General features: G+C 60.5%; 17 protein-coding genes. 11 read left to right on the top strand and 6 right to left on the bottom strand.

Going from position 1 to position 22,680, the window contains the following annotated elements; genetic code table 11:
• Positions 1-18: 18 nt before the first annotated feature.
• The 7 genes from BTJ39_RS17700 to BTJ39_RS17670 are packed head-to-tail and all read left to right on the top strand — an operon-like array spanning position 19 to position 7,676.
• Positions 19-993 (top strand): sugar ABC transporter substrate-binding protein, encoded by a 975-nt coding sequence (locus BTJ39_RS17700; protein ID WP_078004013.1) that lies wholly within the window; start codon positions 19-21, stop codon positions 991-993.
• 50 nt (positions 994-1,043) lie between these two features.
• Positions 1,044-2,555 (top strand): sugar ABC transporter ATP-binding protein, encoded by a 1,512-nt coding sequence (locus BTJ39_RS17695; RefSeq protein ID WP_078004012.1) that lies wholly within the window; start codon positions 1,044-1,046, stop codon positions 2,553-2,555.
• Positions 2,555-3,535: an ABC transporter permease gene (locus BTJ39_RS17690; protein WP_078004011.1), complete on the top strand. Its 981-nt coding sequence runs from the start codon at positions 2,555-2,557 to the stop codon at positions 3,533-3,535. Before BTJ39_RS17695 ends, BTJ39_RS17690 begins: the two co-directional genes overlap by 1 nt.
• A gap of 7 nt (positions 3,536-3,542) precedes the next feature.
• The gene (locus BTJ39_RS17685; protein ID WP_078004010.1) at positions 3,543-5,051 is read left to right on the top strand and encodes a xylulokinase; all 1,509 of its coding nucleotides are present in this window, start codon (positions 3,543-3,545) and stop codon (positions 5,049-5,051) included.
• 15 nt (positions 5,052-5,066) lie between these two features.
• Complete coding sequence (locus BTJ39_RS17680) at positions 5,067-5,837, top strand: SDR family NAD(P)-dependent oxidoreductase (protein ID WP_078004009.1); 771 nt, start codon at positions 5,067-5,069, stop codon at positions 5,835-5,837.
• The gene (locus BTJ39_RS17675) at positions 5,824-6,915 is read left to right on the top strand and encodes a glycerol dehydrogenase (protein WP_078004008.1); all 1,092 of its coding nucleotides are present in this window, start codon (positions 5,824-5,826) and stop codon (positions 6,913-6,915) included. The genes BTJ39_RS17680 and BTJ39_RS17675 overlap by 14 nt, the downstream gene beginning before the upstream one ends.
• A gap of 11 nt (positions 6,916-6,926) precedes the next feature.
• Complete coding sequence (locus tag BTJ39_RS17670; RefSeq protein ID WP_078004007.1) at positions 6,927-7,676, top strand: SDR family NAD(P)-dependent oxidoreductase; 750 nt, start codon at positions 6,927-6,929, stop codon at positions 7,674-7,676.
• Positions 7,677-7,708: 32 nt separating this feature from the next.
• On the opposite strand, the gene BTJ39_RS17665 is transcribed toward BTJ39_RS17670, so the two are convergent.
• The 3 genes from BTJ39_RS17665 to BTJ39_RS17655 form a co-directional block, all read right to left on the bottom strand.
• Positions 7,709-9,748 (bottom strand): hypothetical protein, encoded by a 2,040-nt coding sequence (locus tag BTJ39_RS17665; RefSeq protein WP_078004006.1) that lies wholly within the window; start codon positions 9,746-9,748, stop codon positions 7,709-7,711.
• 105 nt (positions 9,749-9,853) lie between these two features.
• On the bottom strand, positions 9,854-10,504 hold the full coding sequence (entD, locus tag BTJ39_RS17660) for an enterobactin synthase subunit EntD (protein WP_078004005.1): 651 nt from the start codon (positions 10,502-10,504) through the stop codon (positions 9,854-9,856).
• Positions 10,505-10,569: 65 nt separating this feature from the next.
• Positions 10,570-12,825: a TonB-dependent siderophore receptor gene (locus tag BTJ39_RS17655; RefSeq protein WP_078004004.1), complete on the bottom strand. Its 2,256-nt coding sequence runs from the start codon at positions 12,823-12,825 to the stop codon at positions 10,570-10,572.
• Between the two features lie 260 nt (positions 12,826-13,085).
• Between BTJ39_RS17655 and fes the strand changes: the two genes are divergently transcribed.
• Genes fes through entF form a run of 3 tightly spaced genes read left to right on the top strand, consistent with a single transcriptional unit; the run spans position 13,086 to position 18,417 of the window.
• Positions 13,086-14,288 carry an enterochelin esterase gene (gene fes, locus BTJ39_RS17650; protein WP_096777760.1) on the top strand — a complete coding sequence of 401 codons (1,203 nt, stop codon included), beginning with the start codon at positions 13,086-13,088 and terminating at the stop codon, positions 14,286-14,288.
• A 28-nt stretch (positions 14,289-14,316) separates the two neighbouring features.
• Positions 14,317-14,520 carry an MbtH family protein gene (locus BTJ39_RS17645; protein WP_078004002.1) on the top strand — a complete coding sequence of 68 codons (204 nt, stop codon included), beginning with the start codon at positions 14,317-14,319 and terminating at the stop codon, positions 14,518-14,520.
• Between the two features lie 9 nt (positions 14,521-14,529).
• Complete coding sequence (entF, locus tag BTJ39_RS17640; protein WP_078004001.1) at positions 14,530-18,417, top strand: enterobactin non-ribosomal peptide synthetase EntF; 3,888 nt, start codon at positions 14,530-14,532, stop codon at positions 18,415-18,417.
• Between the two features lie 104 nt (positions 18,418-18,521).
• Here the strand turns inward: entF and fepC are convergent, their stop codons facing one another.
• Genes fepC through fepD form a run of 3 tightly spaced genes read right to left on the bottom strand, consistent with a single transcriptional unit; the run spans position 18,522 to position 21,312 of the window.
• Entirely contained in the window at positions 18,522-19,319 is a 798-nt protein-coding gene (fepC, locus tag BTJ39_RS17635) for an iron-enterobactin ABC transporter ATP-binding protein (protein ID WP_078004000.1), read from the bottom strand.
• Complete coding sequence (gene fepG, locus BTJ39_RS17630) at positions 19,316-20,308, bottom strand: iron-enterobactin ABC transporter permease (protein ID WP_078003999.1); 993 nt, start codon at positions 20,306-20,308, stop codon at positions 19,316-19,318. Before fepG ends, fepC begins: the two co-directional genes overlap by 4 nt.
• Positions 20,305-21,312: a Fe(3+)-siderophore ABC transporter permease gene (fepD, locus tag BTJ39_RS17625; RefSeq protein ID WP_078003998.1), complete on the bottom strand. Its 1,008-nt coding sequence runs from the start codon at positions 21,310-21,312 to the stop codon at positions 20,305-20,307. The genes fepG and fepD overlap by 4 nt, the downstream gene beginning before the upstream one ends.
• A gap of 111 nt (positions 21,313-21,423) precedes the next feature.
• Between fepD and entS the strand changes: the two genes are divergently transcribed.
• Positions 21,424-22,662 carry an enterobactin transporter EntS gene (entS, locus tag BTJ39_RS17620; protein WP_078003997.1) on the top strand — a complete coding sequence of 413 codons (1,239 nt, stop codon included), beginning with the start codon at positions 21,424-21,426 and terminating at the stop codon, positions 22,660-22,662.
• Positions 22,663-22,680 lie beyond the last annotated feature (18 nt).

Below are 22,680 nucleotides of genomic sequence, written 5' to 3'. Positions count from 1 at the left end.
ATGACACAGGAGAACATCATGCGACTGCCCTACCGCCTTTCTTGTTATGCCCTTGCGCTCACCAGCCTGTTTGCCGGTACCGCCCGCGCTGCGGATTCCTGCCTGGTGGGTATCTCTATGTTTACGCTCGGCGCGCCTTACTATGCCGCTGCGTTGGATGCCGCCAGTAAAAAAGCCAAAGCGCTGGGCTGCGAAGTCACCACGTCCGACGGCCGTAACGATATGTCCAAGCAGATTAGCGACGTGGAAGACATGGTGGCGCGCGGTATCAACGTGCTGCTGATCGACCCGCGCGATCCGGAAGGTCTGGTGCCGGCGGTCAATGCGGCCAGCAAGGCTGGCATTAAGGTGGTGGTGTTCGACAGTGCGCTGAATCAGCGTGCTAACTACATTACCCTGGTGCAATCCTCTAACGATCAGAACGGCCGCCTGACCGGCGCATGGCTGGCGAATAAGATGAAAGGCCAGCCGATGAAAATCGCCCTGATTTCCGGCAGTAAGGGCAACGTAGTTGGCGAAGAGCGCCGTCTCGGCGTGGTGCGCGGGCTGACTGAAGCGCAGTTGCAGCAGGGCGGCGCCGCCGGCTTTCAGATCGTCGGACAGGGCTGGGGCGACTGGACCCAGGAGGGCGGTCTGAAGGCGATGGAAGATCTGCTGGTGGCTCACCCGGATATTAACGTGGTGCTGGGCGAAAATGATTCGATGGTGCTGGGGGCGCGCAAGGCGCTTGAATCCGCCGGTAAGGCCGACAAAGTGGTGCTGATGGCCGCCGCTGACGGCCAGAAAGAGGCTTATCGTCTGATTAAAGAAGGCAAGTACGGTACCACCGGCGTTAACGATCCAAACCAGATCGGCACGCTGGCCGCACAGTTTGGCGTACAGGCGCTGCAGGGCAAGCTGCCTGCCGATCAGCCGAAGGTGTTTTATACCAAACCGGCGGCGGTAACCCAGCAGAATGTGGATAAATTCTACAAAGCTGATTCCATCTTCTGATTAACCGGCGGCGGCCTGATTGCCGCCGCCTGCAACCGGGAAAAAGCGTTATGGTTCAGCCACTGATTGAACTGCGAGATATCAGCAAATCTTTTGGCGGCATTCATGCCCTGAAAGGTGCTCAACTGCAGCTGGCAAAAGGCGAGGTCCACGCGCTGCTGGGGGAGAACGGCGCCGGAAAATCCACCCTGATGCGGGTACTGGGCGGGGAGATTGCCCCGGATAGCGGCACCCTGTTTGATAACGGCGAAGCGGTGCAGATTAAAGGGCCAAAGCAGGCGATGGCGCGCGGCATCACGCTAATCCATCAGGAGATGGCGCTGGCGCCGGAGCTGACGGTCGCGGAAAACATTTATCTGCACGATCTGCCGGGGTTTATCTCCTGGCCGAAACTGCGGGCCAAAGCGCGCAATATTCTGCGCCGGCTGGGTTTTGATATCGACCCGGCGGCGACCGTCGGCGATCTGAGCGTGGCGCATCAGCAGATCGTCGAGATCGCCCGGGCGCTGTCGCAGGATGCGCGAGTGATCGTGTTTGATGAGCCGACCGCCGTTCTTTCTACCCAGGATGCCAATCGCCTGCTGGATATCATCAGCGATCTGCGCAGCGTCGGGGTGGCTATCGTCTATATCTCCCACCGACTGGATGAAGTGTTTCGCATCGCCGACCGCATGACCATTATGAAAGATGGTCAGTGGATCGCCACCGAAACGCCGCAGCAAACCAGCCTGTCGCAGGTGATTCGCCAGATGGTCGGCCGTCCCGTCGATCAGCTGTTCAGCGAGCGGGAAAACCGGCAGCGCGGCAAGGAGATTCTGCGGGTTGAGGGGCTGAATGCCCGCCATAAAGTCCGTGACGTCAGCTTCAGCGTTCATGCCGGTGAGGTGGTCGGGCTGGGGGGACTGGTTGGCGCCGGTCGCACCGAGGTTGCCCGGCTGATTTTCGGCGCCGATCGCAGCGACAGCGGCAGCATTTTTCTTCACGGCAAGCAGGTTGCATTGCGGACGCCGCAACATGCGGTGCGCGCCGGCATCGCGCTGGTGCCCGAGGATCGTAAACGCCAGGGCGTGGTGCTGGATATGCCGATCAAAGCCAATGTGACGATGGCAAATGACCGCGAGGTTATGGCGCCGCTGGGCTTCATTCAGTCCGGCCGTGAAAACGCGGTGGTCGGCAAGCTGGCGCAGCAGATGCGCCTCAAGTGCGCCGGACTGCATGCGCCGGTTTCATCCCTTTCCGGCGGTAATCAGCAGAAGGTGGTGTTGGCTAAATGGTTTAATCACGGCGGCGAGGTCATCATCCTTGATGAGCCAACGCGCGGCGTGGACGTTGGCGCCAAGCGTGAAATCTATCAGCTGATTGCTGAACTGGCCGATCAGGGGCTGGCGGTGATCGTTATCTCTTCAGAACACCTTGAGCTGTTCGGCCTTTGCGATCGCGTACTGGTGATGTCTGAAGGGGCTATTTGCGGCGAGCTGCAGCCTGCCGACTATTCCGAAGCAAAATTGCTCTCTATGGCGATGACCAATCGTACATCCCTTTTAAATGCGGAGAATTTCTGATGAGCTCCCTTTCTGTAAGCTCCAGCGGGCGTAAGGTCCGCTTCGACGCCGGTGATTTTTTTCGTCGCTATGGTACGGCCATCATCTTTCTGGTGCTGGTGATTTTCGCTTCCTCGCTCTCTTCCTCGTTCTTTAGCGAACGCAACATTATGAACGTGCTGCGCCAGGTGTCCGGCACCGGCATTATGGCGGTTGGCATGCTGCTGGTGATCCTCACGCGCGGCATCGATCTTTCGGTCGGATCGATTGCCGCGCTGGGCAGCGTGCTGTCGGCGATTATCCTCAATCAGTACAGCCCCGGCGCCTCAGTGCTGATGGTGTTGATTGCCGGCATGCTTTGCGGCCTGATGAGCGGCTTTCTGGTGGCCTATTTGCGCCTACAGCCTTTCGTGATGACGCTGGCGATGATGGCGGTTGCGCGTGGGCTGGCGCTGATCATCTCCAATGGTCAGCCAATCATGATGGGCGAGAAAGGCGACGTGATTACTGATTTTGGCACCAGCAGCGTGCTGGGCGTGCCGCTACCGGTGGTGCTGATGCTGGCGATTTTTGCCGCCGCCGCCGTGCTGCTGAATCTCACCCGCTTTGGCCGGTTGGTCAAAGCCATTGGATCGAATGAAGAAGCGGTACATCTCTCCGGCATTCCGGTGGCGCGCTACGTGTTGGCGGTCTATGCCATTTCCGGCGCGCTGGCGGCGCTGGCCGGTATCATTATCACCAGCCGCTCCGGCGTGGGTTCCGCCACCGTTGGCGTCGGCGCTGAGCTGGACGTGATTGCGGCGGTGGTGATTGGCGGCGCCAGCCTGGCAGGCGGACGTGGCGGGGTGTTCAATACCCTGCTCGGGGTGCTGGTGTTCGGCGTGATCGGCAACATTATGAATCTGATCAACGTGCCGGGTTATCACCAGCAGGTCTGCATGGGCGTGATTATCGTGGTGGCGATGCTGCTGCAAAAAGGCACCGGCTGGCTGAAACGCTGAGGAGTGAATGATGGATTACTACCTCGCAATAGATGTCGGCACCGGCAGCGCCCGGGCGGCGCTGGTTAACCGCCAGGGCGATATTGTGGCGATTGCCAGCCACGAGCATGAGCAGCGGGTGCCGCAGTACGGCTGGTCAGAACAGGCGCCGGAAGAGTGGTGGCAAGGTGTGGTGGTCAGCATCCGCCAACTGATCAGCCAGTATCCCGACGCGCGCGACGGCATCGTCGCCATCTGCGCCTGCGGTCAGATGCACGGTACCGTATTGCTGGATAGCCATGGCGAACTGGTAAATCCCACGGTGATGCTATGGAATGACAAGCGCACCACGCCGCAGGTACAGGCGTTTGAACAGCAGTTTGCCGCTGAGGATTATCTGCGGCACAGCGGTAACCCCGCCACGCCGGCCTGGCCCGGATTTAAGTTGCAGTGGCTGCGTGATCATCAGCCGCACGCGCTGGCGCGCACCGCCGTGGTGCTGATGCCGAAAGATTTTATTAACTTTCGTCTGACCGGGGAGCTGGCGCAGGATCGCACCGAAGCCTCCTGCAGTTTTTTGATGGATCCGCAAACCGGCGACTGGTCTGGCGTGATGCTCGACAGAATGGGTCTGTCGCCGGATCTGCTGCCGCCGATCCGCCAGCCGGCCGAGCTGCTGGGCGGATTACTGCCAGAGGTGGCCGCCATGCTGGGCCTGCGCCCGCAGACCCCGGTGCTGGTGGGGGGCGGCGACTATCCGATGGCGCTACTCGGCTCGGGCGTTTCGCGTCCCGGTCTTGGCTCCGACGTTACCGGTACTTCCTGCATTATCACCACTATCGCGTCGCAGCCGCTGCTGGACGCCGAAATCTCCAACGTCGCCACCTGTCAGGGCGACTGGGGTCCCTTTGTGCTGCTGGAAACCGGCGGTGACGGTATGCGCTGGGCGCGACGCTCCCTGCATGACAACACTCTGAGCTATGCCGAAGTAAACCAGCTGGCGACCCGGGCGCCTGCGGGCGCTCGCGGTCTGTTCTTCCTGCCTTATCTGACCGGTGAGCGACTCGGGCAGCATCGTAATGCCCGCGCGCAATTCTTTGGTCTGGCGGCGAACCATCATCTGCCTGAGCTGCACCGGGCGGTGATGGAAGGGGTTGCTTTTGCCGCCGCGCGCCACATTGCGGTGATGGAGCAGGCCACCGGACAAAAGCTGGAGCGCATTGTCGCGTCGAGCGGCGGCGCGCGCTCGGCGCTGTGGCTGAAAATCAAAGCCAGCATTTACGGCGTGCCGATCGTGGTTCCGCAGGAGGCGGAATGCAGCGTACTGGGCTGTGCCGCGCTGGCGGCGGTGGCGGTAGGGCACGCCGCCAGCGCACAGCAGGCGGCGGACCGCTTCGTGCGTTACAGCGACGAAATTCAACCCGATCCGGCGTGGCAGGCTATCTATCAGCGTATGCAGCCGGTGTTCAATCAGATCTATTTCAATAGTCAGGCCCTGTACCACCAGCTTGATGCGCTGGCGCTAAACGGCGACTGATCCACAGGAGAAAACATGTATCTGGAAAAATTTGATCTCAGCGGCAAGCGTGCGGTGATAACCGGCGCGGGGCGCGGTATCGGTCTGGCGATTGCCGAGGCGCTGGCTGAGGCGGGCGCAAAGCTGGCGATTACCGATATTGATGAGCAGCGAGCGCAAACCGCGGCAAGCGGCCTGCGCGATAAAGGGTACGAGGTCGACAGCTACGGGCTGGACGTGACCAAGCCGGATGCGGTGAATGCGCTGAGCGAACGGCTGACGCAGCGCTATGGGCGCATCGATATTCTGGTGAATAACGCCGGCATTTCTATCTGCGAAAAAGCGGAAACCATGAGCGACAGCGACTGGCTGAAGGTGATCGACGTTAACCTGAACGGTGTCTTCTGGTGCTGCCGCGCTTTCGGCAAGGGCATGCTGGAAGCGGGCGGCGGCGCGGTGGTGAATATCGGTTCAATGTCCGGCTATATCGTCAACCGGCCGCAGGAGCAGTCGCAGTACAACGCTTCGAAAGCGGCGGTACATCATCTGACGCGTTCGCTGGCGGCTGAGTGGGCCGGACGCGGCGTGCGCGTCAATGCGGTGGCGCCGACCTACATCGCTACCGAGATGACTGCCTATGTTAACGAGGATCCTGAGATGCATCATTACTGGGTGGGCGGTACGCCGATGCAGCGCCTGGGGCGCCCTGATGAGGTGGCATCGGTGGTGTTATTTCTGGCGAGCGAGGCCGCCAGCCTGATGACCGGCTCAATCGTGCTGGCGGATGGTGGCTATGTCTGCTGGTAACCTCACACCGATTAAAGGCGCTCGCTTTCCCGGACGCTACTTGCAGGGGGCCGGCGCGCTGGCGAGGCTGGGCGAGGAAATCGCGGTTTTCGGCCAGCGGGCGCTGCTGATTGTCGATCGCGGGGTCTGGGATAACTGGCAGCAGCCGCTGCGCGCGGCCTGTAAAAATCTGGCGGCGGTGCAGCTTGAGCGCCACGGCGGCGACTGCACGGAACAGGAGATTAACCGCCTGCGTCAGGCAGCCGTGGACTATCAGGCCGACGTTGTGGTGGGCCTCGGCGGCGGCAAGGCGCTGGATACCGCCAAAGCGGTGGCCTGGCATCAGCGCTGCGCCAGCATTATCGTGCCGACCATCGCCGCTTCTGATGCGCCCTGCAGCGCGCTGGCGGTGATCTATAACCCGGACGGCAGCGTGGCATATGATCTGTTTTTGCCGCGCAATCCTGATTTAGTGCTGGTCGACAGCGCGCTGATTGCCCAGGCGCCGGCGCGTTTTCTGGTCGCCGGCATGGGCGATGCGCTGGCGACGTTTTGCGAGGCAGAGGCCTGCCGCCTGAGCAACAGCAATAATTCTTTTGGCGTTCGCGGGCTGCCGGTTGCCTGGGCCGTGGCGCGCCAGTGCCTTGATACGCTGTTTGCCTGTGGGGCGCAGGCGCTGGCAGAGTGCCGCGAACAGCGGCCGGGCGATGCGCTGGAACGTATTATTGAAGCCAATATTTTGCTGAGCGGCATCGGCTTTGAATCGGGCGGCGTGGCGGCGGCGCATGCCATCCATCATGGCCTGTGCCAGCTACATGAAACGCACGATTTTTTGCATGGCGAAAAGGTGGCGCTCGGTACCCTGGCCGAGCTGAAGCTCCAGCAGGCGCCCGAGGCATTTTTTCAGCAGGTTAAACAGTTCTGCCAAAGCGTAGGGCTGCCGGTTAGCCTTGCTCAGCTGGGGATCGCCGACGCGACGCCGGAAAAGCTGGCGTTGATCGCTGAACGCGCCTGCCGGCCCGGCGAGATTATCTATAACGAGGCGGTGGCGATCACGCCGCAAAAAGTCATTGCCGCGCTGGAGCAACTGCGGAACTAAGAGGAGGCAGCATGTTTGCAGAGGTGTTTCACCACGGCCTGTTTGCCGGTAAAACGGTACTGGTTTCCGGCGGCAGCAGCGGTATCGGGCTGGAGATTGCGCGTGGCTTTTCCCGGCTGGGGGCCACAACGATAGCGAGCGGAAGCTCGGCGCAGAAGCTGGCCTCCCGGCGCCAGGACGCGGCGGACCGCGCCATTGAGTTTCGTCTGATAGATGTCAGCGATGGGCAGCAGGTTGACGCGGCGCTGAAGGATTTGCCGCGACTGGATGTTTTGGTTAACGCGGCCGGCATTGCCCGGCCGGAGGCCGAATACCAGCAGGAGACCTTTATGCAGGTGATGGAGGTCAACCTCAACAGCGTGATGCGGCTGAGTCAGCAGGTCATGCCGCAGCTGCTGGCCAGTCGGGGATCGATTGTCAACGTGGCCTCGATGCTGAGCTACCTGGCCGATGCGCTGGTGCCGGCCTACTGCGCCAGCAAAAGCGGCGTAACGGGCTTAACGCGCGCGCTGGCGCATCGCTATGGTCCGCAGGGCGTGCGCGTCAATGCCGTAGCGCCGGGCTACCATAAAACGGATATGACGCAGCCGCTGTGGCGCGATCCCGCGGCGGCAGAACATATCAGCAATCGCACCGCGCTGAAACGCTGGGGACGGGCTGAAGATCTGGTCGGCGCGGTCTTATTTCTCAGCAGCGATGCGGCGCAGTATATTACCGGCGCGGTTCTGCCGGTTGACGGCGGCTACGTCAGCGGGATGTGATGTTGCTGCCGGGCCGACGCCGCGCTGGCGCGTTACCGATCGTCGGCGCTGTTCAGCTCGCCAGTCTGGATAAAGGGCGCCGCGGGCCAGGGGTCGTAGTAAGGATAATGGATCAGTATGTCGCCGAACCCGACGTTATAAGTCAGCTTTTTTACATGCTGGCGGGTAAAGTTAATGCTGGGCAGCGCCGCGAGGTAGCCTCGCAGTTTGTCGATGGTTATCCTGCCCTCGCAGAACTGATAGCCCGGCTGCTGAATTTTCGCCACCTCTTCTCGGGTTGCTGCGCGGTAAACCGTTCCCGACGCCCGGTGAAAAAAGCTGGTTATTGAGAGCTTGTCGATAACATAGCAGTCATCAACATGGTAGACGCCGCCGAGGGTGGTGGTGGTGACAATGACTTTTACCACGCCTTTTGCCCGCCATGAAGCGGCGAGGCCAAAGGCTGCGGTAATCACCTCGGGATGCTGCAGGTAATGATCGGCGCAGCGGTTAAGCTGGTCGACACAGGAGCGCATCATTTTATTTTTGTTGTCAGGGATGCGCGAAGCGTCGCCGGTAATATTGCAGACTGTCTGGTAGTACCTGCCGTAATGGAGGGGATTGCCGTTCGATTTCAGTTCGGTAAACACCAGATGATCGTCGATAATCATCAGGCAATCGCATTCAAAATCTTTATGAGCATCAAGCGATCGGGCCGGGATCCCCGCTTGCTGCACCATCTGCAGAAATTGCTGTTCGTGAAACTTGCCTTTACGGGTCAGGTTAATTTTTTTCGCGCTGAAGAGTGACATTAAAGAGCGGGTGGCCGAGCTGCTGGCGACCAGCGCCGGCATCAGGCACAGCCCGCCTTCGCAGGCGATAAACGGACAGTCGTTGAGATCCTGAGCCTGCTTGTTGAAGGTGAAGTAATCGGTGACCAGCGCGGCGGCCGCTGCTGACAGGCCCCGTTTGCAAAACAGATCTATCCAGCCGCGGCGGCTTTTTACTATCAGCCAGCGGTGGGCATCAAGGGGGATAGGCTTTCTGGCGGACAGCCTGCTTTTCATTTCCGCCGCCGCCAGCGCCACCAGGCTGCGGTAGGCATGAACCCAGTCATACAGCGATACGCCGCCGTACTGCTCGTGCAGATCTTGCGGAGCCATGTTTTCCAGCTGGCTTAGCAAGACGGCGTCGAACAGGCCGTCGCGCGTTAGGTAAGACGGCACGGTGTCGACGATCGGCTCGTTATTGCCCATCGCATTACGCAATTCATTATCCAGATTTATCGCCCGCATCATCAGCCGGCAGCGGGCGACTTCGTAATCTTTGTACAGGCAGGCATTATCGGTATCGAGGCGGTATTCCCGATCGTTTAGCGGAGTAATTGTCGCCTTGCTTAAGCGGAAGTAATCGCTGATGCGGCTCAGTGAATCAAACTGGTTCCACTCGTTGAGATATTTCACCGATGACAGCAGGGATCTTTTTTCCAGCGCAACGCTCAGCTTCATGGGGTCGGCGCCGCGAATAAAGGCGAATATTTTGCCGGTATAGAAAACGATTTCATCAATTGCCCGGCTGATAACCTTCAGTTTCTCCACATCCGCATGCCTCTCGTTGGCAATGTTCGGCGGCAGAATAAACAGCGGGAAGGCCTTTTCAACCCGGCGCGGGTCGGCTCTCATCAGTACGGCATTGATGGATGACAGATATATTTCGCAAAAGACAATGAAATTGACCGCCAGCGAGCGCGATTGGCTGTGACGTTTATTCCAGATGTTATTGCCGGTAATTGACTGGAAAAAGGCGTTGTTGAGATCGTGCATCATCCGACATTGCTGTTCGAAGGCTGCTATTTCCTGATGCTGCTGCGGAAAAACCTGCAACAGCGCGTCGATGCAAACCCTGAAATTATCGTTATAAGCTGTTAGCGTTTGCACTGAAAAGCGGTTGAGATAAATGCCTGAGACGCGCAAAACGTCCAGGGCGTGAGCCAGACTGATATCGTCCCGGCGGATATAGCTTGTGAAAAAGGGATAAAACGCCTGCGGTCGCGCCGCTTTCTCCAGGATCCTTTTAACGTCATAGGTTTGCATTGCTATTCCCGTCCGGTGTTTAGGCTGCGCGCTGGTTTTGCCATCGTAATAGAGATAGCCTGCATGGCGCGCGATAGCAACGTCCGCTAAGCGGGCGGGCCGGATTCAGGCGGCGGCGCAGAGGGTGACGATATGGTGGTGGTCGCTTTGCCAGCATACCCGATAGCGGCGTCCGTTAAAGCGCGGGTTTTCAGTCGGGTAAATAATCAGCTGAACGCTGTCTGCGCTGATGGCAACGAGGCGCGCAGCGGTAAAATCTCCCAGCGGCGGCGCCAGCGCGCACAAGGCTTTAAGCAGGCTCTCTTTGGCGCTGAAAGCGATGGTTAACGCAGTTGTCAGGGGAAGCGGCGAAGCGAGCAGGATTCGGCGTTCATCCTCGTTGAGGATGATGGAGGCGATCTCCTCACATAGCGTCGGCGTCATGATGTTTTCAATATCCACGCCGACGGGATGAGACGCAACCAGCGCCAGCGCCGTGCTATTGCAGTGGCTGATGCTGCCAAACAGCCCGGGCGGCCACAGCGGCTGGCGCTGGCTGCCGATGGCAGGTATCTGATTGTGGCCGCGATCGCGCAGGGCGTGGACCGCAGCAATGCGTCCGGCAAGGTGCTCCGCTTTGCGCTTTCTGACGGCGTTTTGCAACTGATGGTGATGGGGAAGCCAGAGCAAATCCGCGTCGCTGAAGGTTTGCGGATTAAAATCGATACGGTGAAGCGGGTAACCGGCAACAGAGAAGACGGTGTGCTGCACGTCCATATTTACCCTTCTTTGCCAGCGATGATTTTACTGCGCCCTCCCGCAAGGAGGAGGGCGCAACCCTGTCAGAAGTGAGTATTGAGACTCAGGTACCAGGTCCGACCGGACTCATTGTAAGTCGCTGCGCCAGCACCGTCCATGTAGCCGCGATCGCCGCCGGTGGTTTGCGCATTACCGGCGCGCCAGTGGCGCTTGTCGAACAGGTTATCCACGCCGGCGGTCAGGCTGACATTCTTCGTGGCATCCCAGGTGGCGCTCAGACCGACAACGCTGTAAGGGCTAAGCTCGGTGGTCTCCGGCCCGGTGGCAGGCTGTCCCTGATAATTGAATTTTTTCGGCTGCTGCTTGCCGTACCAGGTAAAGGTCGACTGCAACGACAGATCCTGGCGCACCTGCCAGCTCAGGGTGGAGTTGAGCGTATACTGCGGGATAATCGACAGGCGCTCGCCGGTTTGCTTATTCTTGCTTTGCAGCATCCAGGTAATGTTGTTGGTCCAGGTGACGCTATCGCTGACCGGAATGTTAAAGGTCCCTTCCAGCCCTTCGACCACCGCTTTCGGCACGTTCTCCCACTGGTAGATATCGGTATAGGTTGTGCCGCCGCGGCCGGTGACAGAGGTCTGACCGATCGGCGCATAGCCCGCTTCAATCTTGTTACGATAATCGTTGCGGAACCAGGTCACGCCGGCTAACCAGCCTTCATGCTTATACTCCAGGCCAATTTCTTTGTTGACGCTGGTTTCGGCATCAAGGTTATCGTTCCCCATCATATAGCAGCCAACGCCGTTGCCGCTGGCGTAGCAGCCCTGTCCTTTACTGTAGAGAATGTAGTTAGGGTTGGTCTCGTAAAGGCTTGGTGCTTTGTAGGCGCGGGCGATACCCATTTTCAGCGTAAAGTCGTCGCCCAGCAATTGTGACAGGTTGAGCGCCGGACTCCAGTTGTTGCCGACGACGCTGTGGTGATCAAAGCGCAGCGTTGGCGTCAGGGTGGTGGTGTCGGTAAGCTCCATATTGTCTTCGGCGAACAGCGAGAAGATCTCTGCGCGTGAATAGGGGCTACGATCGTTGCTGCTGAAGCCTGGAATGTTGCCGCCCATAAAAGTCTGGGTGTTGGATGAGGTATCGTTCATCCGCTGCTGGCTCCATTCACTGCCGAGGGTCAGGTTTTGGTTGACCAACAGGTCAAACGGAATGCTGACTTCGCTGTGCAGCATGACGTCATTGAGATCGATATCGGTATATTTTTCGGTAGCGTTCGGATCGAAAATCCCTTCCGTGCCGCCGGCCAGGCCTTCGGGAGTGCGCGAGTTACGGGTATGCTGGTACTGCACCCAGTTGTTGGTCGTGACGCCGTTATCCCAGCCGCCGTTCCAGGTTAGCGAGTAGTTCTGGCGGTAGAGACGATTGGTCTCTTTGCCATAGTTCTCTTTTACCAGCTGGTTGCTGTTGGTGTTTTGCGTATCGCCGGCGTACAGGTTGCCCTGACGGCTGTAACCGGCTTCAAGTTCCAGCGACTGCATCGGCGCAAATTCCCAGCGCAGCACGCCGTTAATATTTTTATCCACCACGCCTTCGCGCCCGGCGGGCAGGGTGTCAGCGTAGATGCCGGTACGCTCGGACTGATGTCCCTGGTTGATATCCCAGGCATCGGCCTGCGTTTTAGCAAGATTACCGTACATGCGGAAGCTGAAATCGTCGCCCAGCGGGCCGCTGAGGCTGAAGTTGGTGCGTTTGGTCGCGCCTTCATCCTTATGCTGCGGGACGTTGAAGTAGGTATTCCAGGAACCATGCCATTCATCGCCGCCTTTTTTGGTGATGATATTCACCACGCCGCCGGCAGCGCCGTTGCCGTAGCGCGCCGCGGCCGGACCACGGATGACTTCAATACGATCGATAAGCTCCGGCGGTACCCAGCCGGTATCGCCACGGGTATCGCGCTCGCCGCGCCAGCCAAGGCGTACCGCATTGCGGCTGGTGACGGGCTTGCCGTCAATTAAAATAAGGGTGTTTTCCGGACCCATGCCGCGAATATCAATCTGGCGGTTATTACCGCGCTGACCGCTATTTGAGTTACCGGTTAAATTAACGCCCGGCATGGTGCGAATAATTTCTGATATATCGCGCGCCGGTGGGCGTTTGCGAATTTCATCGGAGGTAATGGTTGAAACCCCCGGTGCCTGAAGGTTTTGCTGCTCGGCGGTGACTACCATGGTCGCTTCCGGAGGAGTGCTGCTGCTACTCGTTTCCCCGGCATGCAGAGGCAATGCCACGCCGTAAATTCCCAGATTGACCAATAAGGTCAGGGAGCTAATTTTTTTCATTGTCATTCCTGCTTTCGATTGCGTCTGTCCCTGCGACTCCGTCCCGAATGGGAAGGGCGACGACTCAATGAACGTCAGAAATTTGCGTAAGTGCACCACGAGAGCACAGGCAATCCCTGACATGATTATGTTTTCTGGCGCCTATGGTAAAAGCGCGGTAATACGCTATTGCAAATGCAAATACTTATCAATAATATTATCAATTGTTTTGAATGGTATAATGGAAAACACAGATTAAACATGGGGTTATAGTGCGGGATCTGTTAACGATCGGAAGTGACGCCTGGTGGGATACCCTGAATGGGCCTCAGTGGTGCGAGGAAAATGGCGACTGTCAGGTAACTTTCTGGTGGCGAGACCCGGCGGGAACGGAGCAGACGTCGTCCGTTCGCCGCGTGTGGATATACATTACGGGCGTTACCGATCACCATCAAAATGCGGTTCCGCAAAGCTTAGCGCGCATTGCCGGTACCGACGTCTGGCGCTGGCAGACGCGTATGACCCCGGGCTGGCGCGGTAGCTACTGCTTTATTCCTTCCACGCGGGAGGATGATTTTCCCCCGCAGGCGTTCTCCGGCGCGCCGGATTCGGCAGCGCTGCGCGCAGGCTGGCGCCATCTGCTGCCGCGCGCCGTGGCCGATCCGTTAAATCCTCACAGCTGGCAGGGCGGGCGCGGACATGGCGTATCGGCGCTGACCATGCCGCAGGCGGCGCAACAGCCCGGCTGGGAGAACCATGACGTCGCCTTTACGCCGCCGCGACAGATTGAATGGCGCAGCGCGCGGCTTAATAACGTACGCCGGGTGTGGATTTACACCACCGGAGAACAGGCCGTGGAAGAGCGGCCTTTGGCCATCCTGCTCGACGGTCAGTTCTGGGCGCAAAGCATGCCGGTATGGCCTGCGCTGGCGTCGCTGACCACTGACAATCAGCTGCCCGCGGCGGTTTATCTGCTGATCGATGCGATTGATACCGCCCGGCGCGGCCTTGAACTTCCCTGCAATAACGATTTCTGGCTGGCTGTGCAACAGGAGCTGCTGCCGCAGGTGGCGGCTATCGCGCCGTTTAGCGATCGCCCGGAACGCACGCTGGTCGCCGGGCAAAGCTTCGGCGGGCTGGCGGCGCTGTTTGCCGGGTTGAACTGGCCGCAGCGCTTTGGCTGCGTGCTCAGCCAGTCGGGATCTTACTGGTGGCCGCAGCGCGACGGTCATCAGTCCGGACAGCTTATTCAGCAGCTTGAGAACGGAGAGCTTAAGCCCCAGGGGCTACGTATCTGGCTGGAGGCTGGCGTGCGTGAGCCGATCATTTTTGCTGCTAATCAGTCGCTGCTGACGCAGCTGAAGCGCCTGCGACAGCCGGTATTCTGGCGTGAGGTCGACGGCGGCCACGATGCGCTCTGCTGGCGCGGAGGGCTGACCTCCGGACTGATGCAGCTATGGCAACCGTTGCTCCCTGCGGCGTAACAAACAGCAGCGACGACAGGAGATCGCTATGCAATTCACTAACCCTTTCGATGATGCGCAAGGGCACTTCTATATTTTACGCAACGCTCACCAGCAGTTCAGCCTCTGGCCGCAGCAGTGCGCTCTGCCGGCGGGATGGGACATCGTTCAGCAACCCCAATCGGCAGAGGATTGCCAGGCATGGCTTAATCGCCACTGGACAACCCTGTCACCCGCCAGTTTTGCCCGCTAAGGAGCCGTAATGATGAAGCGTTTACCGCTGGTGGCGGCGCAGCCCGGCATCTGGATGGCGGAAAAACTGTCAAACCTGCCAAATGCCTGGTGCGTCGCGCATTACGTTGAGCTGGAGGGGCACCTGGACGTCGAGCTGTTTGGTCAGGCGATTGCCGCCGGGCTTGAACAGGCTGATACCCTGCGCATGAGATTTACCGCAGAGGAGGGGGAAGTCTGGCAGTGGGTCGATAAGACGACGGATTTTGCGCTGCCGCAGTGGCGTGATTTGCGCGCCGAAGCAGAGCCTGATGCGGCTGCGCTGGCGCTGATGGAGGCGGATATTGCCGCTGAACTGCGCATTGAAAGCGGCCGACCGTTAGTGAAACATCAGCTGCTACGGCTGGGCGATAATCGCTGGTTCTGGTATCAGCGTTATCACCATCTTTTAGTCGATGGTTTCAGCTTCGCCGCTATCAGTCGCCAGATCGCCGCCATCTATCGCGCCTGGCAGCGGGAAGAAACGACGCCAGCTTCGCCTTTTGTTGCGTTTGAAGAGGTGGTGGAAGAGTATCAGCGCTACTACCAGAGCGAGGCCTGGCAGCGCGATAAGCTGTTTTGGGCGCAGCAGCGCCGCGCGCTGCCCGCCCCGGCATCGTTATCCTCCGCGCCGCTGCCGGGACGGCCGTCAACCAGCGCCGTCTGGCGTATGAAGTTCCCCGTCGGTCAGGGGCTTCAGCGCCTGACTGAACAAGCCCCCGGCTGTCAACTGACCGATCTGGCGCTGGCGCTAACGGCGCTCTGGTTAGGCCGCCTTTGCGGCCGCACCGACTACGCTGCGGGCTTTATTTTTATGCGGCGCATGGGGTCGGTGGCGTTAACGGCCAGCGGTCCGGTGCTAAACGTGTTGCCGCTGGCGGTCAGCCTGAACGCGGCGGAAACCCTGCCGGAGCTGGCGCTACGCCTTGCCGCGCAGCTGAAAAAAATACGTCGTCATCAGCGCTATGATGCTGAGCAAATCGTGCGCGACAGCGGTAAAGCCGGGGTTGGTGAAGCGCTATTCGGGCCGGTATTCAATATTAAAGTGTTTGAAAATCAGCTGGGGCTTGAGGGCATCAGCGCCGTCACCCATACCCTCGCCTCAGGTCCGGTCAACGATCTTGAGCTGGCGCTGCTACCGCAGGAGTCCGGGGCGCTGATTATCGAAGTACTGGCTAACCGTGAACGCTATGACCAGCCGACGCTGGCTGCACAGGTCGCGCGTCTGAAGGCGATGATCGCCCAGTTTGAGCGCCAGCCGCAGCTGTGCTGTGGCGAGGTCGATCTGCTCTCTGCTGAGGAACATCAGCGGCTGACAAGGATTAATGACACCGCGCGCCCGGTGCGGGAAATTACCCTTAGCGCGCTGGTCGCGGAGCAGGTGGAGAAAACCCCCGATGCGCCGGCGCTGACAGATGGCCACTGGCAGTTTAGCTATCGGGAAATGCGCGAACAGGTGGTTGCCTTGGCTAACCTGCTGCGCCAGCGCGGAGTGAAGCCCGGCGACGTGGTGGCGGTGGCGCTGCCGCGCTCGGTATTTTTAACCCTGGCACTGCACGGCGTGGTTGAGGCTGGCGCGGCCTGGCTGCCGCTGGATACCGGCTATCCCGATGACCGCTTGCAGATGATGCTGGAGGATGCCCGGCCATCGCTGCTGATAACCTCGGCCTATCAGCGAGCCCGTTTCAGTCATCTTGCCGGGCTGGAAACCCTTTGCTATGAGGAACCGCTGTCAGCCGACAACGGTTCGCCGCTGGCGCTGTCGCGACCGCAGCATAGCGCCTATGTCATCTTCACATCCGGCTCTACCGGGCGACCGAAAGGCGTCATGGTGGGACAAGCGGCTATTGTTAACCGCTTGCTCTGGATGCAGGACAGCTATCCGCTGACGGCGCAGGACGTCGTGGCGCAAAAGACGCCCAGCAGCTTTGACGTGTCGGTCTGGGAATTTTGGTGGCCGTTTATCGCCGGCGCTCAGCTGGTTATGGCGCCGCCGGACGCCCACCGCGATCCGCTGGCTATGCAGCGCTTCTTTCAGCGCTTCGGCGTGACGACCACCCACTTTGTGCCTTCAATGCTGGCGGCGTTCGTGGCGGCGCTGACGTCGGAAAACAGCGGCTGTTGCCGCACGCTGAAGCGCGTTTTTTGCAGCGGCGAAGCGCTGCCTGCGGCACTGTGCCGGCAGTGGCAGCAGCTTACTGGGGTGGCATTACATAATCTGTATGGTCCGACGGAAGCGGCGGTGGATGTGAGCTGGTATCCGGCGTACGGCGACGGGCTGGCGGCGGTTGGCGGCAGCAGCGTGCCGATCGGCTATCCGGTGTGGAACACAGGCCTGCGCATTCTTGATGCCATGATGTGCCCGACGCCGTTTGGCGTAGCCGGCGACCTTTACCTGACCGGCGTCCAGCTGGCACAGGGCTACCTGGGACGACCGGATCTCAGCGCCAGCCGCTTTATCGCTGACCCCTTTGCACCCGGCGAGCGGATGTATCGCACCGGGGACGTAGCGCGCTGGCTGGAGAACGGCGCGGTTGAGTATCTGGGGCGCAGCGACGATCAGCTGAAAATCCGCGGCCAGCGCATCGAACCTGGTGAAATTGACCGGGTAATGTCCGGGCTGTCGGATGTGGCGCAGGCGGTATCTCACGCCTGCGTGATTAATCAGGCGGTCGCCGGCGACGGCGACGGGCGTCAGCTGGTGGGCTATCTGGTTTCCGCGTCGGGGCAGCCGCTGGCGCTGAGCGAGCTTCGTCAGCAGCTGAGCGAGCAGCTGCCGCCGCATATGGTGCCTGCGGTGCTGCTGCAACTTGAGGCGCTGCCGCTCAGCGCCAACGGCAAGCTGGATCGGAAGGCGCTGCCGTTACCGACGCTGGAGACAAACGCCGTCGGCGTTGCCCCGCAGTCTGATAATGAGCGGCTGGTTGCCCGGGCGTTCAGTCAGCTGCTGGGCTGCGTAATTAACGACGTGGGCGCCGACTTCTTCGCCCTGGGCGGCCATTCGCTGCTGGCCATGCGGCTGGCGGCGCAGCTCAGTCGGGCAGGCGGGCGCCAGGTCACGCCGGGGCAGGTGATGGTGGCACCGACGGTGGCGAAGCTGAGCGCGCTGCTGGACTCCGCCCTCAGCGACGAACAGGCTCAGCGTCTGGGGCATGAAGCGCTGCTGCCGCTGCGTGAAGGTAGCGGGCCGACGCTATTTTGTTTTCATCCCGCTTCGGGCTTTGCCTGGCAGTTTAGCGTGCTGGCGCGCTATCTCGATGCGCGCTGGTCGATTACCGGCATTCAGTCGCCGCGCCCGGATGGACCGATGCAGCAAGCGTTAACCCTTGATGAGGTGTGCGATCGCCATCTGGCGACCCTGCTGGAGCAGCAGCCGCGCGGTCCCTATTATCTGCTCGGCTACTCGCTGGGCGGCACCCTGGCTCAGGGTATCGCCGCGCGGCTTGGCGCCCGTGGCGAAAAGGTGGCTTTCCTTGGGCTGTTGGATACCTGGCCGCCAGAGTCGCAGAACTGGACGGATAAACAAGCCAGAGGGCCGGACCCGGCAGTGCTGGCGGAAATTAATCGCGAGCGCGAGGCGTTTCTGGCCGCGCAGCAGCAGGGGCAGACCTCTGAAGCGCTGTTCAGCGCTATTGAAGGCAATTATGACGATGCGGTGCGGCTGTTAACCACGGCCCGCAGCGCCAACTTTGCCGGGAAAGCCACGCTGTTTGTGGCAGAGCGCACGCTTAAGACAGGCATGGACCCGGCGGAGGTTTGGGCGCCGTGGATCGCTGAGCTGGATATCTACCGTCAGGATTGCGCGCACGTGGATATTATCTCGCCAGCGGCGTTTGAGGCGATTGGACCGGTGTTAAGTCAGCTGCTGAATCAGGCTTAGTGGCGTAAAAGATAGCAGCGGCGCAGCCGGGCGCGGCTTAGCTGCCCGCCTGCGAGATTGCCGTCAGACCCGGCGGCGGGGCGCAGGTATGATCGCCAGGGCTGTCACTGACGGCGCCCCAGCGGTACAACCAGCGGCGTGTGGCTGACCGGATCGTCGATGATGGTGCAGCGCAGGCCGTAAACTGCCTCGATTAGCCCGGCGGTAACAATGTCGCCGGGCGCGCCCTGTGCCAGCACCTGTCCATCGCGCAGTGCAATCAGATGTGTGGCGTAGCGGCAGGCATGATTAAGATCGTGCAGCACCGCAGCCAGCGTATAGCCGCGCTCGCGGTTTAGCTCGCTCAGCAGTTCCAGCAGATCGATCTGATGGCTGATATCAAGCCAGGTGGTCGGTTCGTCCAGTAGCATAATGGCGGTCTGCTGCGCCAGCACCATGGCGATCCATGCGCGCTGGCGCTGGCCGCCGGACAGGGTATCCATGCTCTGCTCTGCCAGACTGGTGATGGACGTAGCCTCCATCGCCTGGACTACCGCCCGTTCATCTTCGTCGCGCCAGCGGGTAAACAGCGGCTGGTGCGGATAGCGCCCGCGCGCCACCAGCTCGCGCACGCTAATATCTTCCGGCGTGGTCGCGTTTTGCGCCAGCAGGCCGATGCGGCGGGCTACTTCTTTGCTGGCGTAGCGCTGGATCTGTTCGCCATCAAGATAAACCTGCCCGTGCTGCGGGGTCATCAGGCGGCTCAGCGTGCGAAGCAGCGTTGATTTACCACAGCCGTTAGGGCCGATAATCGCCGTGAACTGACCGTCGGGAATGGCGACCGTCAGATTTTCCGCAATGCGCTTTTTGCCATACGCCAGCGTTAGCCGCTCGCCGCGCAGGCGCGTCTCGGTTTCGCTCATCGTTTACGGGACTCCTGAATTAACAACGCGATAAGATAAATGCCGCCGATGCTGACCGTCACGACGCCGACGGGCAGCTGGTAGGGAAGGAGCAGCCGCTGGGCGCAAAAATCTGCCAGCAGCAGCAGCAAAGCACTGCACAGCGCCGACTGCAGCAGCAGCCAGCGTGAGCTGCCGCTGATGCGCCTGGCGATATGCGGCGCCACCAGCGCAATGAAGGAGATCGGCCCGGCCAGCGCGGTGGCCGCGGCCGTCAGCGTAACGGCGACCAGCAGCAGCAGCAGGCGCGAACGTTCGATCCGCACTCCGAGCGCGCAGGCGCTGTCATCGCCCATTTCCAGCATGCGCATGCGACGGGCCAGCAGCGCGGCGCATAGCAGCATTAAGGCCATTATCGGCGCTGAGGGCCAGATTTTCGCCCAGGTCAGTCCGTTGAGCGAACCGGCATTCCACAAGCCAGCCGACAGCGCGGTCTCCAGCGTCGCGCGTAACAGCAGCCAGGTATTAAAGGCAATCAGCATGGCGCGCACGCCGATGCCGATAATAATCAGCCGGAAGGTTTCAATTCCGTTGCGCCAGGCCAGCAGCCAGACCAGCAGCGAAGTGAGTATGCCACCGGCCATCGCCGCCAGCGCGATGGCGGTCAGGTTCTGGCCGAACATCACCATCGCCACCAGTACGCCGCTCCAGGCGCCGGTGTTAAAGCCCATCACATCAGGGCTGCCGAGCGGGTTGCGCATCAATGACTGAAAGATGGCGCCGCTGACGCCAAGTGCGGCGCCGATTAACAGCGCCATCAGCACGCGCGGCAGGCGCCACTCGGTCACCACCAGCCTGACCGCGTGCGGGCCGTTACCCAGCAGCGCATCAAGCACCTGATTAAGCTCCAGCGACACGCTGCCGCTGCGCAGGCTCCATAAGCTCAGCAAGAGGTTGGCGCTCAGCAGCAGCAAGCCGCTGATGATTAAGCGGCGGGAGGTGGCGATCATCGTCTGCGTCCTCCCGCCTGGCGGCGCACCAGCCAGATGAGCACCGGCGCGCCGATAAAGGCGCTGACCACCGAGACGCGGAGCTCGCCGGGAACCAGCAGGCGGCCAATGATATCGGCAAACAGCAACAGAACCGGCGTGGCCAGCAGGGTGACGGGCAGCGACCAGCGGTGATCGCTGCCCACCAGCCAGCGGGCGATATGGGGCATCATCAGGCCGATGAAGGTAATGGGACCGACCAGCGCGGTGGCGCTGCCGCACAGCACGCTAATCACCAGCAGACCGGCAAGCTGGGTACGCGCCACCCGACTGCCGAGCGCAGTGGCGGCATCATTGCCCAGGCTCAGGCTGTTCAACGAGCGGCTTAACATCAGCGCCAGCGCGGCGGCAATCAGCGCCGGAATTAAGACAATTTTCAGCGTTTGCAGGGTGCGAATATCCAGCGAACCGGCCTGCCAGAAACGTAGCTGATCGTATACGTCAGGGTTGAGCAAGGCGATACCGCTGGAAAGCCCTTCCAGCACGGCGCCGAAAGCGACGCCTGCCAGCGTCAGGCGCACCGGACTGAGCTGTCCTCCGCCCTGGCTACCGGTAAAGGCGACCAGCAGCGAGGCGGCCAGGGCACCGCAGAAGGCGACCAGCAGCAGCCCCTGCGGCGAGGAAACGCCCAGCAGCGCTGCGCTGAGCACGATGGCAAAGCTGGCGCCGGCGTTGACCCCCAGAATACCCGGGTCGGCCAGTGGATTACGGGTCAGGGTCTGCATCAGCGCGCCGGAAAGGCCCAGCGCGCCGCCGGCCAGCAGGCCGGCCAGAGTACGCGGCAGCCTGGCGTCCAGCACGATAATACAATCTGAGCTCTGGCAACTGCCGACCAGAGCGTTAGTCACCACCGACAGGGGTAAAGGTTTTGCGCCGATAGCCAGACTCAGTAAGACGGCTAGCAGCAACAATATTAGCAACGCGGATACGTTAACGATGCGCATCACGGTCGGAGAAAACAACATAACAGCTTCCGTGGCATTGATAATGATAATAGTTATCGTTATTTATCTTATTCGTTTATGTTAGCATGCGCGCTTGCGGAACAGTATGAAAAAAGTATCAGGGCGCAGTAGATGAATCGACAATCCTGGCTGTTAAATATGAGCCTGCTGAAAACCAATCCGGCTTTTCGTGCGGTCTTTCTGGCACGTTTTATCTCCATTTTATCGCTGGGCTTATTAGGGGTGGCGGTACCGGTTCAGCTACAGATGATGACGCACTCTACCTGGCAGGTCGGGCTGGCGGTCACCTTAACCGGCTGCACGATGTTTATCGGCATGATGGCCGGCGGGGTGCTGGCGGACCGCTACGAGCGCAAAAAGCTCATCCTGCTGGCGCGCGCTACCTGCGGCCTCGGCTTTATCGGCCTGTGGCTAAATGCTCAGCTGCCTCAGCCTTCGCTGATTGCCATTTATCTGCTGGGGATCTGGGATGGATTTTTCGCCTCTATCGGGGTAACGGCGCTGCTGGCGGCCACGCCGGCGCTGGTTGGCCGGGATAACCTGATGCAGGCCGGGGCGATTACCATGCTGACCGTGCGTTTAGGATCGGTGATTTCACCCATGATCGGCGGCCTGCTGCTGGCGACCTGCGGGCTGAGCTGGAACTACGCCCTTGCCGCCGCCGGCACCTTTATCACCACCCTGACGCTGCTGCGTTTACCCGCGATCCCGCCGCCGCCTCAGCAGCGCGTTCATCCCCTGAAGTCGCTGCTTGAGGGCGTGAGATTTTTGTTCAACAGCCCGCTGATTGGCGGTATTGCGCTGCTGGGCGCGCTGCTGACAATGGCCAGTGCGGTGCGGGTGCTTTACCCGGCGCTGGCTATTCACTGGCAGATGTCCACCGCCGCGATTGGCATTCTGTATGCCGCCATTCCGCTGGGGGCGGCGCTGGGCGCGCTGACCAGCGGGCAGCTGGCGCAAACATCTCGTCCCGGCCGGGTGATGCTGTTAACCACTATTGGCTCGTTTATCGCTATTGCGTTGTTCAGCCTGATGCCGTTCTGGGGGCTGGGCGCGTTGTTTCTGGCGGCGTTCGGCTGGCTCAGCGCCATTAGCTCGCTGCTGCAATACACGCTGATCCAAACTCAGACGCCGGAAGCGATGCTGGGGCGGATTAACGGCCTGTGGACGGCGCAAAACGTGACCGGCGACGCTATCGGCGCGGCGCTGATCGGCGGGCTGGGCGCGATTATGACGCCAGCCGGATCGGCCAGCGCCAGCGGCTGGGCGCTGGTGTTGTGCGGCGTCATGTTATTGCTACTGCTGCGCGAGCTGCGGCGGTTTCGTCAGACGATGGTGCCGCAGTCATAGCCCCAGACAGGCCGCGTG

Origin of the sequence: Izhakiella australiensis, assembly GCF_002006995.1 — a bacterium.
GTDB lineage: Bacteria > Pseudomonadota > Gammaproteobacteria > Enterobacterales > Enterobacteriaceae > Izhakiella > Izhakiella australiensis.
Note: the sequence above shows the minus strand (reverse complement) of the source record. Positions and strands in the feature narration are given on the sequence as shown.

Bases quoted from the DNA above. Each gene is read 5' to 3' on its own strand.
- BTJ39_RS17645 (WP_078004002.1), top strand. From the start codon at position 14,317: ATGCAATTCACTAACCCTTTCGATGATGCGCAAGGGCACTTCTATATT.
- BTJ39_RS17680 (WP_078004009.1), top strand. From the start codon at position 5,067: ATGTATCTGGAAAAATTTGATCTCAGCGGCAAGCGTGCGGTGATAACC.
- BTJ39_RS17655 (WP_078004004.1), bottom strand. From the start codon at position 12,825: ATGAAAAAAATTAGCTCCCTGACCTTATTGGTCAATCTGGGAATTTAC.
- BTJ39_RS17695 (WP_078004012.1), top strand. From the start codon at position 1,044: ATGGTTCAGCCACTGATTGAACTGCGAGATATCAGCAAATCTTTTGGC.
- entF (WP_078004001.1), top strand. From the start codon at position 14,530: ATGATGAAGCGTTTACCGCTGGTGGCGGCGCAGCCCGGCATCTGGATG.
- BTJ39_RS17665 (WP_078004006.1), bottom strand. From the start codon at position 9,748: ATGCAAACCTATGACGTTAAAAGGATCCTGGAGAAAGCGGCGCGACCG.
- BTJ39_RS17685 (WP_078004010.1), top strand. From the start codon at position 3,543: ATGATGGATTACTACCTCGCAATAGATGTCGGCACCGGCAGCGCCCGG.
- BTJ39_RS17700 (WP_078004013.1), top strand. From the start codon at position 19: ATGCGACTGCCCTACCGCCTTTCTTGTTATGCCCTTGCGCTCACCAGC.
- BTJ39_RS17670 (WP_078004007.1), top strand. From the start codon at position 6,927: ATGTTTGCAGAGGTGTTTCACCACGGCCTGTTTGCCGGTAAAACGGTA.
- entD (WP_078004005.1), bottom strand. From the start codon at position 10,504: ATGGACGTGCAGCACACCGTCTTCTCTGTTGCCGGTTACCCGCTTCAC.
- BTJ39_RS17690 (WP_078004011.1), top strand. From the start codon at position 2,555: ATGAGCTCCCTTTCTGTAAGCTCCAGCGGGCGTAAGGTCCGCTTCGAC.
- fepD (WP_078003998.1), bottom strand. From the start codon at position 21,312: ATGTTGTTTTCTCCGACCGTGATGCGCATCGTTAACGTATCCGCGTTG.
- entS (WP_078003997.1), top strand. From the start codon at position 21,424: ATGAATCGACAATCCTGGCTGTTAAATATGAGCCTGCTGAAAACCAAT.
- fepG (WP_078003999.1), bottom strand. From the start codon at position 20,308: ATGATCGCCACCTCCCGCCGCTTAATCATCAGCGGCTTGCTGCTGCTG.
- fepC (WP_078004000.1), bottom strand. From the start codon at position 19,319: ATGAGCGAAACCGAGACGCGCCTGCGCGGCGAGCGGCTAACGCTGGCG.
- BTJ39_RS17675 (WP_078004008.1), top strand. From the start codon at position 5,824: ATGTCTGCTGGTAACCTCACACCGATTAAAGGCGCTCGCTTTCCCGGA.